The sequence below is a fragment of the Pseudomonas sp. SA233 genome, from assembly GCF_054792385.1.
On sequence record NZ_CP096449.1, the window covers coordinates 3,500,096 to 3,516,205 of the forward strand.

General features: G+C 63.6%; 13 protein-coding genes. 8 read left to right on the top strand and 5 right to left on the bottom strand.

The annotated features are described in order from the left end of the window. Window positions 1-58: 58 nt before the first annotated feature. Window positions 59-763: an NUDIX hydrolase gene (locus tag M1D87_RS16135; RefSeq protein ID WP_123084878.1), complete on the bottom strand. Its 705-nt coding sequence runs from the start codon at window positions 761-763 to the stop codon at window positions 59-61. A 138-nt stretch (window positions 764-901) separates the two neighbouring features. On the opposite strand from M1D87_RS16135, the gene M1D87_RS16140 reads away from it, so the two are divergent. Beyond that, window positions 902-1,552 carry an isochorismatase family protein gene (locus M1D87_RS16140; RefSeq protein ID WP_013973045.1) on the top strand — a complete coding sequence of 217 codons (651 nt, stop codon included), beginning with the start codon at window positions 902-904 and terminating at the stop codon, window positions 1,550-1,552. Next, the gene (pncB, locus tag M1D87_RS16145) at window positions 1,549-2,748 is read left to right on the top strand and encodes a nicotinate phosphoribosyltransferase (RefSeq protein WP_123084879.1); all 1,200 of its coding nucleotides are present in this window, start codon (window positions 1,549-1,551) and stop codon (window positions 2,746-2,748) included. Before M1D87_RS16140 ends, pncB begins: the two co-directional genes overlap by 4 nt. Before the next feature lie 95 nt (window positions 2,749-2,843). On the opposite strand, the gene M1D87_RS16150 is transcribed toward pncB, so the two are convergent. Continuing rightward, window positions 2,844-3,731, bottom strand: coding sequence for a LysR family transcriptional regulator (locus M1D87_RS16150; protein WP_421091846.1), 888 nt, complete (start codon window positions 3,729-3,731; stop codon window positions 2,844-2,846). A 111-nt stretch (window positions 3,732-3,842) separates the two neighbouring features. Here M1D87_RS16150 and M1D87_RS16155 point away from each other — a divergent pair, with 111 nt between their 5' ends. Together M1D87_RS16155 and ppnN are read left to right on the top strand one after the other, a co-directional pair. Next, a complete protein-coding gene (locus tag M1D87_RS16155) occupies window positions 3,843-4,904 on the top strand; it encodes a YeiH family protein (protein ID WP_061551670.1) in 1,062 nt (353 codons plus the stop codon). Window positions 4,905-5,116: 212 nt separating this feature from the next. Then, window positions 5,117-6,490 carry a nucleotide 5'-monophosphate nucleosidase PpnN gene (ppnN, locus tag M1D87_RS16160; protein WP_054572595.1) on the top strand — a complete coding sequence of 458 codons (1,374 nt, stop codon included), beginning with the start codon at window positions 5,117-5,119 and terminating at the stop codon, window positions 6,488-6,490. A gap of 419 nt (window positions 6,491-6,909) precedes the next feature. Here ppnN and M1D87_RS16165 read toward each other — a convergent pair whose 3' ends face one another. After that, window positions 6,910-8,055: a GGDEF domain-containing protein gene (locus tag M1D87_RS16165; protein ID WP_038409787.1), complete on the bottom strand. Its 1,146-nt coding sequence runs from the start codon at window positions 8,053-8,055 to the stop codon at window positions 6,910-6,912. A 335-nt stretch (window positions 8,056-8,390) separates the two neighbouring features. On the opposite strand from M1D87_RS16165, the gene M1D87_RS16170 reads away from it, so the two are divergent. Both M1D87_RS16170 and M1D87_RS16175 read left to right on the top strand, forming a co-directional pair. Then, complete coding sequence (locus M1D87_RS16170; protein ID WP_123084882.1) at window positions 8,391-8,711, top strand: hypothetical protein; 321 nt, start codon at window positions 8,391-8,393, stop codon at window positions 8,709-8,711. Between the two features lie 259 nt (window positions 8,712-8,970). After that, window positions 8,971-9,930, top strand: a complete 960-nt coding sequence (locus M1D87_RS16175) for a DMT family transporter (RefSeq protein ID WP_015270749.1) — start codon at window positions 8,971-8,973, stop codon at window positions 9,928-9,930. Window positions 9,931-10,265: 335 nt separating this feature from the next. On the opposite strand, the gene pssA is transcribed toward M1D87_RS16175, so the two are convergent. Next, the gene (gene pssA, locus M1D87_RS16180) at window positions 10,266-11,594 is read right to left on the bottom strand and encodes a CDP-diacylglycerol--serine O-phosphatidyltransferase (protein ID WP_123084883.1); all 1,329 of its coding nucleotides are present in this window, start codon (window positions 11,592-11,594) and stop codon (window positions 10,266-10,268) included. 216 nt (window positions 11,595-11,810) lie between these two features. Beyond that, the gene (gene katG, locus M1D87_RS16185) at window positions 11,811-14,057 is read right to left on the bottom strand and encodes a catalase/peroxidase HPI (protein ID WP_123084884.1); all 2,247 of its coding nucleotides are present in this window, start codon (window positions 14,055-14,057) and stop codon (window positions 11,811-11,813) included. Between the two features lie 362 nt (window positions 14,058-14,419). Here katG and M1D87_RS16190 point away from each other — a divergent pair, with 362 nt between their 5' ends. Continuing rightward, window positions 14,420-15,325, top strand: a complete 906-nt coding sequence (locus M1D87_RS16190) for a LysR family transcriptional regulator (protein WP_013973059.1) — start codon at window positions 14,420-14,422, stop codon at window positions 15,323-15,325. A 99-nt stretch (window positions 15,326-15,424) separates the two neighbouring features. Next, on the top strand, window positions 15,425-16,021 hold the full coding sequence (locus tag M1D87_RS16195; RefSeq protein ID WP_123084886.1) for a hypothetical protein: 597 nt from the start codon (window positions 15,425-15,427) through the stop codon (window positions 16,019-16,021). The last annotated feature ends 89 nt before the right edge of the window (window positions 16,022-16,110 follow it).

Below are 16,110 nucleotides of genomic sequence, written 5' to 3' on the forward strand. Positions count from 1 at the left end.
CGCGCCAGGCACCCGCGGAGAACAGGATGCCAACCGCTGCGCACACTGATGCAGGCGACTAAGCACCCTCAGGCAGCAGACTGCGATCGAACATGAACGCCCGCTCCCCCTGTGGCGTGTACTGATACAACTGCTGCGGCCGGCCCAGCCTGGGCTGGTTCTTCTCCCCGGTGTCCCTCACCCACCCCAGCTCGCGCAAGCGCTCCAGGCGTTTGCGCAGCGAAGTGTTGTTCACCGCCTGCCCCAGGCACGCCTGCACCGCACCTAGCGCATCCAGCACAGTGAACTTCTCCGCCAGCAGGTACAGCGGCAGGCTGCTGTACACCGTCTTCGCCGCCAGCCGCTCACGGGCGCGCTCCACCAACAGGTTGTGATCAAAGGGCAACAGCACCTTGCGCGCCAATACGCTGTCCAAGTCGAAAAACGCCAGTTGCTCGCCCTCGACGGCCTGCCCGGGTTCGAGCAAAGCCAGGTAATAGGTGCTGAGTGACCATCCACGCGGGTCGCGAAAGGCATTGCCCTCGGTACCTACCTGTTCCATGTAGCACGGTACAACCTGGGTTTTCTCGCGCAGTGCACGCTCGGCTGCAGCTTCCAGGCTGGTGTCGGGGGTGCGGCCATTGACGATCACCCCGGGCAAGGCCCACTGGCCGGCATGCGGTTCACGCTCACGACGGTGCAACAGCACCTGCAGATGCTGAGCTTCGGGGGCCATGCGCAGGGCGACGATATCGACGCTGGCCAGGACTTCGACTGCATTCACCGGGGGACTCCTTGTTCAAGGCCCTCATAATCCACCAGGGTGTATAAGTAAGGCAACAACAAATCCCGAACAAGATGGAACTTGACATACTTAATACACCAGGTGAACTATATAGCCATGTCAGCAAGGAGAACCGCCATGAAGATCGCCAGTTTCGATGTCGACGCCCAGAACGGCTTCACCAACAACGTGCCACAAGAACTGCCGGTTCCTGAAGGCGATGAAATCGCGGTAGATCTTAATACCATGGCGTTACGCGCCGACCTGCGCCTGGGCAGCAAGGACGCCCATCCGGCCAACGCCGCCTGGGTAGTCGCCGACCCCGCGCACATGCTGCAGCCCCTGCAGCTGGCCAACGCCGACCTGACCTGGGTCAGCCACTGCGTGCCCGGCACACCCGGCTTCGAGTTGCTGCCCGGCCTGCCGGCCCCCATCGACTATGACTATTTCGTATGGAAAGGCGTCGAGCCCGACCTGCACCCCTACGGCGCCTGCTACCACGACCTGGCCGAACGCCGCTCCACCGGGGTGATCGAGTACCTCAAGGTGCAGCAGGTGGGCGCGGTGATCGTCGGTGGCCTGGCCCTGGACTATTGCGTCAGGACCACTGCGCGCCAATTGCGCCAGGCCGGCTTCCAGGTGCTGTTGTACCTGCCGGCCTGCCGCGCCCTCACCCAGGCAGGCGCCATCGAAGCATGTGGCGCCCTGGCCGCCGAGGGCGTGATCCTCTGCGGCGACGAAGCCGCGCTCGACTACCAGCTCTCTCTGATCAAGGAAGACCGCCCATGAGCGACAGCGTTTTCGGCCCACGCATCATCCAGAACCTGCTGGACACCGATTTCTACAAGATCACCATGATGCAGGCGGTGTTGCACAACTACCCCAATGCCGAGGTGGAATGGGAGTTTCGCTGCCGTAACGGCGAGAACCTCGCACCTTACCTGGCGGAAATCCGGTATCAGGTCGAGCAACTGGCCGATGTCAGCGTCACGCATGACCAGCTCGCCTACCTGGAGAAGATCCCGTTCATCAAACCGGATTTCATCCGTTTTCTCAGCCTGTTCCGCTTCAACCTGCGTTATGTGCAGGTGGGGCTGGATGATGCCGGGCAACTGGCGATTCGCGTGCGCGGGCCGTGGTTGCACGTGATTCTCTACGAGATCCCGCTGCTGGCGATCATCAGCGAGGTGCGCAACCGCTACCGTTATCGCGAGGTGGTGATCGAGCAGGTCCGCGAGCGCCTGTATCAGAACCTCGACTGGCTGAAGGCCGAGGCCAGCGCCGAAGAACTGGCCGGTTTCCAACTGGCCGACTTCGGCACCCGGCGGCGCTTCTCCTACCGGGTGCAGGAAGAGGTGGTGCACATTCTGAAGCGTGACTTCCCGGGCCGCTTTGTCGGTACCAGCAACGTGCACCTGGCCCGCGAATACCAGCTCAAGCCGATCGGCACCATGGCCCACGAGTGGTTCATGGCCCACCAGCAACTCGGCCCGCGCCTGGTCGACAGCCAGGCTGCCGCGCTGGAATGCTGGGTGCGGGAGTACCGGGGGCTGCTGGGCATCGCCCTGACCGACTGCATTACCATGGACGCGTTCCTGGGCGACTTCGACCTGTACTTCGCCAAGCTGTTCGATGGCCTGCGGCACGATTCGGGCGATCCGCTGGCCTGGGCGGAAAAGGCCATTGCCCACTATGAGCGGCTGGGGATCGACCCGAAGAGCAAGACCCTGATCTTTTCCGACGGGCTGGACCTTGCCAAGGCGCTGGGGTTGTACCGGGCGTTGCATGAGCGCATCAATGTGAGCTTTGGCATTGGTACCAGGCTGACCTGCGATATCCCGGGCGTGGAGCCGATGAATATCGTGATCAAGATGACGGCCTGCAATGGAGCACCAGTGGCCAAGATTTCCGACAGCCCGGGCAAGACACAGTGCCGGGATGAGAACTTCGTGGCCTATCTGAAGCATGTCTTCAAGATAGATTGAGGGTGCCTGCACTGGCCTCTTCGCGGGCTCGCCCGCTCCCACAGAACCGTGAGAAACCTGTGGGAGCGGGCAAGCCCGCGAAGAGGCCGGTAGTGTCACCCCACCTCTTGAAGGCCTACACACAACTCGAGGAACCGCGCCGCAGCCCGCGACGGGGTGGCTGCATGCGGCACCAGAATGGAAAACCGGCGCACCAACGCCTGCGGCATAACCTGCAACCGCTGCAACGCCCCGTCCTCATGTCGGATCGACATCGCCGACACAAAGCCAATCCCCATCCCGGCTCGCACTGCCTCCTTCACCCCTTCCACGCCAGCAATTTCCAGCGCCACGCGCATCGCCACGCCGCTGCGGGCAAATGCCCGCTCGACGATCTGTCGCACACCCGAGCCGCTCTCGCGCAGCACCAACGGGTAAGCCCCCAGCGACGCCAGCGTCTGTCGGTCACTGCCAGCCAGCGGATGACCACGTGGCACGATGGCCACGATCTCGTCTTCCCGCCACGCCGTCACCGCCGTACCCAATGGCAGCTCCTGCCCAGGCGGCCCTTCGATCAGGGCGATATCGACGCTGTCGAGCGCAGCGACGATTTCTGTCGTATTGCCGTTGGAAGTGCTCACCAGCACCTCCGGGTAGCGGGCATGGAAATCGGCAATCAGGTAAGGCAGCAGGTAGCTGGCCGGCGTGGTACTGGCGCCGATGCGCAAGGTACCGCGCTCCAGCCCGCGCATGGCCTCGCGTAGTGCCTGGGCCTGACTGAAGGTTTCGCGCAGGCGCTCGGCATGGGCCAGCAATTGCTCGCCGGCTGCTGTCAGCCGCACACCACGGCCGGCGCGCTGATACAGCGGCTCGCCAAATGCCTCCTGCAGCAGTTTGAGCTGGCCAGACACCGCCGGCTGCGACAAATGCAGGGCTTGGGCCGCATGGCTGATGTTGCCGTGCTCGGCGACGGTGGCGAAAGTTATCAGTTGTTCTGGGGTCATGAATAAAAAATATCAGCTAAACGGATATTTGCCATCCCAAATTACGATTTTTTATAAGCTTATAACCAGATTAACGTAAGCCATGTCGAAACACCTTTCCGGAGGACTCACATGGCCACGGCTCCGTCCAACCCCGCCTTTGCACCTACCCTCTCTACCCGAGGGCGGCTCAATGGCATCCTGTTCGTCGCGCTGTTCGCGCTTGCGGTCACCCAGTTGGCCGCCCTGCCCGTCATCGCCAACCTGGGTATCAGCCCGCTGATCGTCGGTATCGTCGCCGGTGCGCTTTACGGCAATGCACTGCGTGACGGCGTTCCCGCCAGCTGGGCAGCGGGTATCAACTTTTCCGCCCGCGGCCTGCTGCGCATTGCCGTGGCCTTCTTCGGCCTGCGGGTAAGCCTGCAGGAAATTGCCGAAGTCGGCTGGTCCGGGCTCATCGTGTCGTTGCTGGTGGTGTCCAGCACCCTGCTGATTGGCCTGTGGTGTGGCATGAAGCTGTTCAAGCTGGACCGCGATACCGCCTTGCTGACCGCCGCAGGCAGCGCCATCTGCGGCGCCGCTGCGGTTCTGGCCTTCGAGTCGGCCCTGCGCAGCGCACCGCATAAAAGCGCCATGGCGGTTGGTAGCGTGGTGCTGTTCGGCACCCTGTCGATGTTCCTCTACCCATTGGCGATCAATGCCGGCTGGCTGCACCTGGATACCATGGGCGCCGGGCTGTTCCTGGGTGGCACCATTCACGAGGTGGCCCAGGTGGTCGGTGCGGCCAGCAACGTCAGCCCCGAGGCCACACATATCGCCACCATCGTCAAGATGACCCGGGTGATGCTGCTGGTACCGGTGCTGCTGGTGGTGGGCCTCTGGATCAGCCGCGCGCGCCAGCCGGGCCAGGCACAGGGCAACGGGCGCATCGCCATGCCCTGGTTCGCCTTCGGCTTCCTCGCGCTGGTACTGGTGAACTCGCTGCAGGTGTTGCCGGGTAGCGTGACGCAGGCGGTCAACAGCCTGGATACCTTTGCCCTGACCATGGCCATGACCGCGCTGGGGATGGAGACACGCTTCAGCCAGATTCGCCAGGCCGGGCCGCGGGCCCTGGCCACCGGGGCGATTCTCAACCTCTGGCTGGTGTTTGGTGGCGTGGCGATTACCCTGGCCGTGCAGAGGCTGTTGGGATGACTTGAGAGCGAGTCGCCTGCTTCGCGGGTAAACCCGCTCCCACAGGTACGGCGCAGGTTCTGAAAGCAACGCGATACCTGTAGGAGCGGGTTTACCCGCGAAGCAGGCGGCTCGGTCTGATGAGGTTTTTGTTGCCCCCCCTCGTTGCCGTCCAAATTTCTCGGTATGGTGTTGTCAAAGAAGGATGTTTTACCCGCACAGGAAAGACTTAGATGCCTCAACGCCATGTCATCAATGCATCCGTCAGCCCCAAAGGCAGCCTGGAGACGCTGTCACAACGTGAAGTGCAGCAACTGAGTGAAGTCGGTACCGGTAGCCTTTACACCCTGTTCCGCCAGTGCGCCCTGGCCATCCTCAACACCGGCGCCCATGTCGACAATGCCAAGACCATCCTCGAGGCCTATCAGGACTTCGAGGTGCGTATTCATCAACAGGACCGCGGCGTGCGCCTGGAGCTGCTGAATGCCCCGGCCGATGCTTTCGTTGATGGCGAAATGATAGCCAGCACCCGTGAAATGCTGTTCAGCGCCCTGCGCGACATCGTCTACACCGAAAGCGAGCTGGCCAGCCAGCGCATCGACCTGGAAAGCTCCCAGGGCATCACTGATTACGTGTTCCACCTGCTGCGCAACGCTCGCACCCTGCGGCCGGGCGTGGAGCCGAAGATGGTGGTGTGCTGGGGTGGCCATTCGATCAGCAGCGAGGAGTACCAGTACACCAAGAAGGTCGGCCACGAGCTGGGCCTGCGCAAGCTGGACGTGTGCACTGGCTGCGGCCCGGGTGTGATGAAGGGCCCGATGAAGGGCGCCACCATTGCCCACGCCAAGCAACGCATGCACGGCAGCCGCTACCTGGGCCTGACCGAGCCCGGCATCATCGCCGCCGAAGCGCCCAACCCGATCGTCAACGAACTGGTGATCCTGCCGGACATCGAGAAGCGCCTGGAAGCCTTCGTCCGTGTCGGCCACGGCATCATCATCTTCCCGGGCGGTGCCGGCACGGCCGAGGAGTTCCTCTACCTGCTGGGCATCCTCATGCACCCGGACAACCAGGAGCTGCCGTTCCCGGTGGTACTCACCGGGCCGCGCAGCGCCGAGCCGTATCTGCAACAGCTGCACGCATTCGTCGGCGCCACGCTGGGTGAGGCGGCGCATCGCTTGTACGAGATCATCATCGATGACCCGGCGGAAGTTGCCCGGCACATGGTCGAAGGGCTCAAGGCGGTGAAGCAGTTCCGCCGCGAGCGCAACGATGCCTTCCATTTCAACTGGCTGCTGAAGATCGAGGAGAGCTTCCAGCGCCCGTTCGACCCGACTCACCAGGCCATGGCCGACCTCGACCTGCGCCGCGAGCTGCCGGCCCACGAACTGGCTGCCAACTTGCGCCGGGCGTTTTCCGGCATCGTCGCCGGCAACGTGAAGGACAAGGGCATCCGCCTGATCGAGGAACACGGGCCGTATCAGATCCGTGGCGACAGCGCCGTGCTGGACCCACTGGGCCGGTTGTTGCAGGCGTTCGTCGACCAGCACCGAATGAAGTTGCCGGGCGGCGCGGCGTATGTACCGTGCTACCAGGTGGTGACCTGATTCGCCATTCTTGCTGAGGCCCCATGAATGGGGCCTGCAGCTATTTGGCTTTTTGGATGTGGGCCTTCACATCTAGTAGACATTCATTCGCGATGCTGGCGCTGAGTCACCTTTCCGCCCTTACGGCGGGTCCCTTTTTGTCGTGGCAAAAAGGAACCAAAAACCGTCGGCTCCCATCATCCGGCCCCTACGCTTCGCTCCGGGGTCCCCTCGCTACGGGCCTGCTCCCGGGAGTACGCGCTGCAGGCCCCATCCATGGGGCCTCAGCGCTTGACGGGCATCCATGCCCGTCACCTCCCTGCGCAGTCCCTTCGCTCGGCCTCCTGAAGTCGCAATCGGCGGCGCCTGAACTATCGCGCGCTTAGAAGCAAAAGCAAAAAGCAAAGGCAAAGGCAAAAGCAGAAGCAAAGGCAAAACTGCTACTGGCTGAGGTCGGCCATCGGCCGTTCGACGAAGCGGATGCTGTCGCGCCCACCGCGCTTGGACTGGTACAACGCCACGTCCCCTTGTTCGATCAAGGCCGCCAGGCTCGTCGGCGGCTGGTCGAACAGGTTGGCGCCGATGCTCAAGGTGACCGGCTGCGGCGTAGGCACCGTCTTGCTTGCATACTGCTGGAACTGCTCGCGCAGCAGTCCACCCAGTTCCATGACCCGCTCGCTGCTCGCACCACACAGCAGAATGACGAACTCATCACCGCCCAGCCGCGCCGCCAGCGAGCGCTCGGGCAGCACCGTGCGAATCATCTCGCTCAGGGCAATCAGCAAGCGGTCCCCTGCAACATGCCCGTGCAGGTCGTTGACCAGCTTGAAGTTGTCGATGTCGATCAGTAGCAAGGCCCCGGGCTGCGTTGAATCCACTGCCTTGAAGAAAGGCCCCGCCCGAACCTCCAGTGCGCGCCGGTTGTACAGCGCCGTCAACGGGTCACGGGCTGCCAGACGGGCAATCCGCTCCTCTCGGCGGTAGCGCACGGTGCCGGTCATCGACAAGGCAATCAGCATGATCGCCATCGCACCTTCGACCAACGAAACCTGAATGATCAACCCACCGAAGGTGGCCAGGTCAATCAGCGTACCCGGTGTGATCGCAATGATCGCCTTGGCCACATAGAACAACCCATGAACCAGCAACACATAGCGCAACTGCACCGCGCCGACACTCAGCGACTTGCCATGCGGCCGCAACAGCCAGCTGGCCTTGAGCGTCAACAGCGCCACCAGCAACGAGTTGACCATCAGCATCACCTTCGACCACTGCGGCCCCACAGGCAACAGCAGCAAGGCGAACCACACCAGCACCACCAATAACCAGATACGCGACAGCCGCACCTGGGTGAAGCGCAACACGCCCATCAGGAAGAACCAATGCGCCACCACCAGCAAGCCGTTGGCGAACCAGATACCGATCAGCAACAAACCGATGCCGCGCAGCAAGGCCAGGGTGGAACCAATCGTGATGGTGGCAAAGCCTGCGCTCCAGAACAGCAGCGACGGCTCGCGAACGCTGCGCCACTCGATCGCCAGGTACAACGCAGCCGCGGCAGCCAGGGCGATCGAGATAGTCAGCATCGTGGATGGATCAAGCGCCATAAACGGATTGGCCTATCTGGTTAACGAGGAAAAGGCCCGATTGTATGCGCTCGTGATGACTTTTCAGAGGAGCCTTGCACCATCAGCCTGCAAATGATAGCCCAGCCCTGGCCAATACCCATGCGGGTGAAATGTCATATTGACATCAGCGTGTCATTTGCACCACAAAAACCGCTGTCGTTATGACAACGCACCAGCGCAACACGCCCATCTGCAGGGGCTGCCCAGCTGGCACGAAAGCTGAACCATTCTCTTTCGCCACTACCTGCCTTGCGGAAATAACCATCATGAGAAATATCCTCCTCCCTCTGGCAATGTCCCTGTCCATCGCCCTGCCCGCCTGCGCCGACGAGGTGCTCTCGGAAAGCCCCGACAACACGGTGGGCTATGGCGCCGGGGGCGTCACCGGCCTGATGGTCGGCGCCGCGCTCGGTGGCCCGTTCGGCGCCATCGTCGGTGCAGCCCTGGGTGCATTTGGCGGCGCCGCCGTGCAACAAGGCAGCGGGCACAGCGATGCAGCGTACGTGGTACGCCATGACGACGGCAGTACCCAGCGCTATCGCTCGCCCAATGCCCGCTTCAAGCCCGGTGATCAGGTGCAGGTGAGTGGTATGCGCCTGGCCCCGGCGCAGTAAGCCGTTGCCCGGACAAAAAGCTCACCAGTTGCCGCCCATGTGAGCTCAGGCGCTCCCAGTCGCGGAAACACAAACGTAGCTCCAGGGTGGCCCAGCTTTCCGCCAGGGCCACCCGACGCGCCGGCAGCTCCTGCTCGGCGCGCACGGCGGCTGTTCGGGCAGCATGGCCAGGTTCATCGCCAATTCCTCGATAAAGCGCTGCTAGTGGGGCTGCCTTCAGTTCAGAATAACCCTGTCTTTCTTCTGCCGCGGGTACCCCATGAACGCATTACGCAGCCTGATCCAGCGCCAACTGCAAAGCGGCGCCCTTTACGCCGTGCTGGCGGCCCTGGGTTTCAGCTTCAAGGCCATCTTCGTCAAGCTCGCCTATGCCGCAGGGCCGGTGGACGCCATCAGCCTGCTGGCATTGCGCATGGGGCTGTCGCTGCCGATGTTCGCCTGGCTGGTATGGGCCAGCCGTGGTCAGGGCAGCGCACCGCTCAACCTGGGCGATGGGCTGCGTGTCGCGTTGCTCGGGCTGCTGGGCTACTACCTGGCCAGCCTGTTCGACTTCTATGGCCTGCAGTACATCAGCGCCGGGCTGGAGCGGCTGATTCTGTTCACCTACCCGACCCTGGTGCTGGTGTTCCAGGCCATCGCCCTGCGTGAGCGGCCAAGCCTGCGCACCTTGTCGGCCATGGGCCTGTGCTACCTGGGGCTGGGCATTGCCTTTGTCCACGACGTCAGTGTGGCCGGGGCTGGCCAGCAGGTAGTGCTGGGCTCGCTGTGGGTGTTCGCCAGTGCAGTGACCTACGCGCTGTATTACTCCGGCACCGGAATGATGCTCAAGCGCATGGGCTCGATGCGCCTGGCCGGGCTGTGCGGTACTGCGTCCTCGCTGATGGTGCTGGCGCATTACCTGGTGGTGGCACCGGTCGGGCAGTTGTGGCAGTTGCCGGGCGCAGTGTGGGCCAATGCCGGGTTGATGGCGATGTTTTCCACGGTGCTGCCGATCTACTGGGTGGCGCTGGCGATACAGCGCCTGGGGCCGACCCATACTGCGGCAGTGGGCAACCTGGGGCCGGTGCTGACGGTGCTGGCATCGTGGGCGATCCTGAGCGAGGAGATTTCGCTGTATCAGGTCGTCGGGTTGGCGGTGGTGCTGTTTGCGGTGTCGCGGCTCAAGCCGCGGGGCAAACAGGAAACAAAGGTGGCTGAGGCCAAAGGTGCAGCAGCCTGACTGCGGTCACTGTGGAAGATTGCCCAGCCCTTTGGGCTGCGCTGTCGCACAGATAACTGAATTCGCAAGCGATCCTCGTACCCTGTGGGAGCGGCTTTAGCCGCGAAGAATCCAACGCGGTGCATGGCACCGGCTGCGCCGGTGTTCGCGGCTAAAGCCGCTCCCACAGGGTCCCTGCTAATTCAATGAGTTATGTGCAGTTCTATGAGAGCGGCCTTGCGTCGCGAAAGGGCTGCAGAGCAGCCCCGGCAATTTTGGTAGCAACACCAACGTCTGGGGCCGCTTTGCGGCCCTTTCGCGACACAAGGCCACTCCCACAAAAACGCGTAAATCCCTCAGAGCACCCGCTTGATCAGCGGCTCCAGCCGGCTATAGCGCAGCCGCCGCAGGAACCTGCGCACATCCTTGGGGTGCTCGGCCTTGGCGCCCAACTCCTCTGCCGAGCCGATCTTCGGCGCATGCCGGCGCAGCTCGGCCAGCTCTGCTTCCCGTGGCCCCAGCCATTGCCCTTGCGGGTCATCGATCAGCAGTCCGTTCTCCAGGTCCAGATTGAAGCCGCGCGGATTCAGGTTGTTACCGGTCAGCAACGAATAGCGTTGGTCGACCCACACGCCCTTGGCATGAAAGGTATGCCCGGGGTCGTTCCAGATCCGCACCTGCAGCTGGCCGCTGGCAATCGCAGCGTGGCGACGTCGGGTGAAGGCACGCAGGTTGTCTTCGTACAGGTAGGGCAACGCGCCGCTGGCACTGAACGGCTCGCCGGGGGCGATATAGAAGTCGTTGGCCGTGCGATCACCAACGATCAGTTCCACCCGCACGCCACGCGCCAGGGCATGGTCAAGTTCGCGCATCAGCACCCGGGGTGGGTTGAAATACGGCGTGCTGATGATGACCTGCGTGCGTGCCGCCGCCAGCAAGGCGCACACTGCACGGTTCAGCGGGTTGCCACGGCCCACACCCAACAGCGGGATAACCCGCAGGCCCTGCCCCGCCCCGCTGGCCGGAGCCTCATAGGCCATGCGCCGCAGCCGCGCGCGCAAGCGCCGGATGTCGCCGCGCAGGCTGCGGGTGGAGGGTGGCGCCGGCAGGTCGAGGCGCGGTGTGGCGGTGTGGTGCAGCAGGCGACGCACCAACCCGACCATGGCGTCGGCCAGCGCTGGTGACTGGAACAGGTGGTAGCGGTCCAGGCGGTAACGGTCGAAACGGTGCAGGTACACGTTGTTAAGGCTGGCGCCGGTGTAGATCACGCAGTCGTCGATGATGCTGCCCTTCAGGTGCAACACGCCAAACAGCTCGCGGGTCTGCACAGGTACGCCATGGATGACGATATCCAGCCCATGGTGCTGGCGCTGGGCCTGGTACCAGGCGGCGTTACCCGGCTGGCGCCCGGCGCCCAACAGGCCGCGGCGAGCACGGAACCAGTCCACCACGATGGTGATTTCCAGCCCGGGCCGCGCGGCCTTGGCTTGGTACAAGGCATCCAGCACTTCCTGGCCAGCCTCATCTTCCTGCAGGTACAGCGCAACGATGACGATACGCCGGGTTGCGGCGCGGATGCGCTCGAGCAGGCAGGCACGGTAGGCCTTGGCATCGGGCAGCACCCGGATCGACTCGGCCGACATGGCGTAGCCTGGCAATGCCGCCAGCATGGATTCGGGGTTCAAGAACGATCACCTTCTGTGTGCAATCACTGTCGTGCATCAGCTTGCACAGGAAGTTTGAAATGGTCCAGCCCCCGGATAGCATGGGGTTGCTTTGCAGCCCTGTCGCGACACAAGGCCGCTCCTACAAGCCAGCGCCGAATCCACATGCGGCGCCGAACCTGTGGGAGCGGCCTTGTGTCGCGATAGGGGCGCAAAGCGCCCCCATTTCTGACGAAGCTATTTCAGGTCAAAGCGATCCAGCTCCATGACCTTTACCCAGGCCGCGACAAAGTCCCGCACGAACTTGTCCCGGCCATCACTGCTGCCGTACACCTCGCTCAATGCCCGCAACTGGGCATGGGAGCCGAACACCAGGTCAACCCGGCTACCGGTCCACTTCACCTGGCCGGTCTTGCGATCGCGCCCTTCGAAGGTTTCGTTATCCGCCGAGGTCGGCTTCCACTCAACGCCCATGTCCAGCAAGTTGCGGAAGAAGTCGTTGCTCAGGGTACCGACCTTGTCGGTGAACACGCCCTGTTGGCTGCCGCCATGGTTGGCGCCGAGCACACGCAGGCCGCCGATCAGCACGGTCAGTTCCGGCGCGGTCAGGGTCAGCAATTGGGCCTTGTCCAGCAGCAGTTTCTCGGCCTTGACGCTGTAGCGGGCCTTGGTGAAGTTGCGGAAGCCATCGGCCAGCGGTTCCAGCACGGCGAACGACTCGACGTCGGTCTGCGCCTGGGAGGCATCGACACGCCCAGGGCGGAACGCCACGCTGACGTTGTGCCCGGCGTCCTTGGCAGCCTTTTCCACTGCGGCGCCACCGGCCAGAACGATCAGGTCGGCCAGGGAGATTTTTTTGCCACCGGCATTGAACTCGGCCTGGATTTTCTCCAGCGCCGCCAGCACCTTGCCTGTGCCCTGGTTCGCCGCCCAATCCTTCTGCGGCGCCAGGCGCAGGCGGCCACCATTGGCCCCGCCACGCTTGTCCGAACCGCGGAAGGTCGACGCCGCTGCCCAGGCAGTGGCCACCAGCTCGCCAACGCTCAGGCCCGCCGCCAGCACCTTGGCCTTGAGCGCGGCAATGTCCTGCTCGCCTACCAGCGGGTGATCCACTTTTGGCAGCGGGTCTTGCCACAGCAGCTCTTCGTTGGGCATTTCCGGGCCCAGATAGCGCGCCAATGGGCCCATGTCGCGGTGGATCAGCTTGTACCAGGCGCGGGCGAAGGCGTCCGCCAGCTGGTCAGGATTATCCTTGAAGCGGCGGGCGATCGGCTCGTAGATCGGGTCGAAACGCAGCGCCAGGTCGGAGGTGAGCATGGAAGGCGCGTGGCGCTTGGCCGGGTCATGGGCATCCGGCACGGTGCCTGCCCCCTTGCCCTCCTTTGGCCGCCACTGGTGGGCACCAGCCGGGCTCTTGGTCAGTTCCCAGTCGAAGTTGAACAGGTTGTTGAGGTATTCGTTGCTCCATCGGGTGGGGGTGGAAGTCCAGGTCACTTCCAGGCCGCTGGTGATGGTATCGCCACCCTTGCCGCTGCCGAACTTGTTGGCCCAGCCCAAACCCTGCAGCTCCAGGCCTGCTGCTTCCGGCTCGGGGCCGACGTTGTCGGCAGGGCCGGCACCGTGGGTCTTGCCAAAGGCGTGGCCACCGGCGATCAGCGCAACGGTTTCTTCATCGTTCATGGCCATGCGGCCGAAGGTTTCACGGATGTCCTTGCCCGAGGCTACCGGGTCGGGGTTGCCCTCCGGGCCTTCCGGGTTCACGTAGATCAGGCCCATCTGCACGGCGGCCAGCGGGTTTTCCAGGTTGCGCTCGCCCTCCAGGGTACGTCCCTGCTCCTCGGGGCGCTTGGCCGGTTCCGCCACCAGGTCGCCCTTGCCGGGCGGCTGGGCCTTGCCGTAGCGGGTGTCACCGCCCAGCCAGACCTTTTCCGAGCCCCAGTACACATCTTCGTCCGGCTCCCACACATCGGCACGCCCGCCAGAGAAGCCGAAGGTCTTGAAACCCATGGATTCGAGGGCGACGTTGCCGGTGAGCACGATCAGGTCGGCCCAGGAAATCTTGTTGCCGTACTTCTGCTTGATCGGCCACAGTAGCCGCCGGGCCTTGTCCAGGCTGACGTTGTCCGGCCAACTGTTGAGCGGGGCGAAGCGCTGCTGGCCAGAGCCCGCACCACCCCGGCCATCGCCGATGCGGTAGGTACCGGCGCTGTGCCAGGCCATGCGGATGAACAACGGGCCATAATGGCCGAAGTCGGCGGGCCACCAGTCCTGGGAGTCGGTCATCAAGGCGGTCAGGTCTTTCTTCAGCGCCTGGAAGTCGAGGCTCTTGAACGCCTTGGCATAATCGAAATCCGGGTCCATCGGGTCGGATTTGGAGGAATGTTGATGAAGAATTCTCAGGTTGAGCTGGTCAGGCCACCAGTCACGGTTGGTGGTGCCGCCACCTGCGGTTTGATGGAACGGGCATTTCGATTCGTTCGACATCTGCGGGTACCTTTGGGTCGGTTATCCAGATTTCCGGTCTATGCCAGGTGTTCTTTCAGCCGAGCGCGTGGGCTCGTGCTACCCCTCATCAGGTCTACACGGGGCTTGCGAAGCTGTCATGACGGGGTTGGCGTGGTCTTGCACACAGGTGCTGACATGCCGCCCGCTGGCAGAATTCGCGGGGCCAGGGGAAAGACTAGCCGAGCTTGGGCAGAGTTCTAATAGAGTGCCTATTGAGGGGCGATAGCTTGGCTCTGTCAGGTTCGAGCCCGCGAACAGGCCGGCACATCCATACAAGGCAACCAAGCTGTCCGCATGCTCCAATACAACGCCAACCCTTCCAACCCGGAACCCGTACCCTCATGAATCGCAACGACCTGCGCCGCGTCGACATGAACCTGCTGGTACTGTTCGAAGCCCTGATGATCGAACGCAACCTGACCCGGGTCGGCGAAAAGCTGTTCATTACCCAGTCCACCGTCAGCGCCGCCCTCGCCCGCCTGCGTGAGCTGTTCGACGACCCGCTGCTGATCCGCAACGGCCGGGCCATGGAGCCCACGCCACGGGCCATGCAGATCTTCGCCGAGCTGGGGCCGGCCATGGATGTGATTTCCGCCGCCATCAGCCGCGCCCGCGAGTTCGACCCGGTCAACAGCTGCAACGTGTTCCGCCTGGGCCTGTCGGACGATGCCGAATTCGGCCTGTTCCCGGCCCTGCTGCAGGCGCTGCGCGAAGAGGCCCCGAATATCAGTGTGGTGGTGCGCCGGGCCAACTTCCTGCTGATGCCGGGGCTGCTGGCCAGCGGCGAAATTTCGGTGGGAGTGAGCTACACCACGGACCTGCCGGCCACAGCCAAGCGCCGCAAGCTGCGCAACATCGGCGTGCGGGTGCTGCGCGCCGATGACCGCCCGGGCCCGCTGACCCTCGACGAATACTGCGCCCGCCCGCATGTGATGGTGTCGTTCTCCGGTGACATGAGCGGCAATATCGACCTCGACCTAGCGCGCATCGGCCGCTGCCGCAAGGTGGTGCTGGCGGTACCGCAGTTCGGCAGCCTGCGCGCCCTGCTGCGCAACACCGAGCTGATCGCCACGGTGCCGGACTATGCCGCCTGCGCCCTGGCCGACGACGGCAGCCTGCGCGCCGATCCGGCGCCGTTCGACATCACCGAGGCCGAACTGTCGATGGTCTGGAGCGGTGCCCAGGACAATGACCCGGCCGAGCGCTGGCTGCGCGAGCGCATCCTGCAGTTCATGGCCACGCAGTGATGCATCGACCTCATCGATAGCCACCATGAATGCCATCAAGTTCCGCTGCAGCCAGCCCGGGCGGAAGATGGCGGCATTCACCGATTGATGAGGCCTCCCATGAAAACCGGCATGATCGCTGCCCTGCTCGCCTTGCTGGCCGCCCTTGGCGGTTGTGCCAGCCCGGCAGCTACCGACACGCAGCCTTACGGGCACTTCTATTCGGCCACGGCCATTTCCAGTGTCGCCCTGGCCACTGGCCAACGGGTGGCGGTACTGCTGGGGCGTGATGCCGAAGCGACCCTCGAATACCTCGGCAGCCATCGCACCCAGGCAGGCGCACCGGCCCAGGGCAAGCGTGTCCCTGTTGCGACCCTGGGCAGCGAAAGCCAGGCGTATGACTGGCTGGCGCGATCACTGGCGCAGCAGTTTGCCGAAGTGACTTTCTATGATGACCTGGACACACTGCTGGGCGACCACCCGGACGTGATCGTGCTGCTGGACACCGAAAGCCGTTTGGCCAGTGCGGAGATCGAAAGCCGGGTAGTAGCGCGCTTTTTCGATGACCAGCTGACCTATATCGGCCGCGCTGAGGGGCGGGCAAGCAAGAGTCTGGGCGATGTGGCGAGGGTGATCGAGGATGAGCGGGCGGTGCAGGCGCATGCGCTGCGGGACTTTGACGATTCGTTGCAGGCGCTGTTGAAGGGTCGCGTTTGAGGCCCCCTTCACTGATATAGCGCAAATGCTCGGGCACAGCACCGGCCAGTAGGAGCAGCCTTGTGCTGCGAAGAGGCCAGTACCGCCAC

What these genes read in the sequence shown, in the direction of transcription:
- M1D87_RS16155 (WP_061551670.1), top strand. Translation starts at nt 3,843, where the DNA reads ATGGCCACGGCTCCGTCCAACCCCGCCTTTGCACCTACCCTCTCTACC.
- M1D87_RS16150 (WP_421091846.1), bottom strand. Translation starts at nt 3,731, where the DNA reads ATGACCCCAGAACAACTGATAACTTTCGCCACCGTCGCCGAGCACGGC.
- pncB (WP_123084879.1), top strand. Translation starts at nt 1,549, where the DNA reads ATGAGCGACAGCGTTTTCGGCCCACGCATCATCCAGAACCTGCTGGAC.
- M1D87_RS16140 (WP_013973045.1), top strand. Translation starts at nt 902, where the DNA reads ATGAAGATCGCCAGTTTCGATGTCGACGCCCAGAACGGCTTCACCAAC.
- M1D87_RS16165 (WP_038409787.1), bottom strand. Translation starts at nt 8,055, where the DNA reads ATGCTGACTATCTCGATCGCCCTGGCTGCCGCGGCTGCGTTGTACCTG.
- M1D87_RS16170 (WP_123084882.1), top strand. Translation starts at nt 8,391, where the DNA reads ATGTCCCTGTCCATCGCCCTGCCCGCCTGCGCCGACGAGGTGCTCTCG.
- M1D87_RS16190 (WP_013973059.1), top strand. Translation starts at nt 14,420, where the DNA reads ATGAATCGCAACGACCTGCGCCGCGTCGACATGAACCTGCTGGTACTG.
- M1D87_RS16175 (WP_015270749.1), top strand. Translation starts at nt 8,971, where the DNA reads ATGAACGCATTACGCAGCCTGATCCAGCGCCAACTGCAAAGCGGCGCC.
- ppnN (WP_054572595.1), top strand. Translation starts at nt 5,117, where the DNA reads ATGCCTCAACGCCATGTCATCAATGCATCCGTCAGCCCCAAAGGCAGC.
- M1D87_RS16195 (WP_123084886.1), top strand. Translation starts at nt 15,425, where the DNA reads ATGAAAACCGGCATGATCGCTGCCCTGCTCGCCTTGCTGGCCGCCCTT.
- katG (WP_123084884.1), bottom strand. Translation starts at nt 14,057, where the DNA reads ATGTCGAACGAATCGAAATGCCCGTTCCATCAAACCGCAGGTGGCGGC.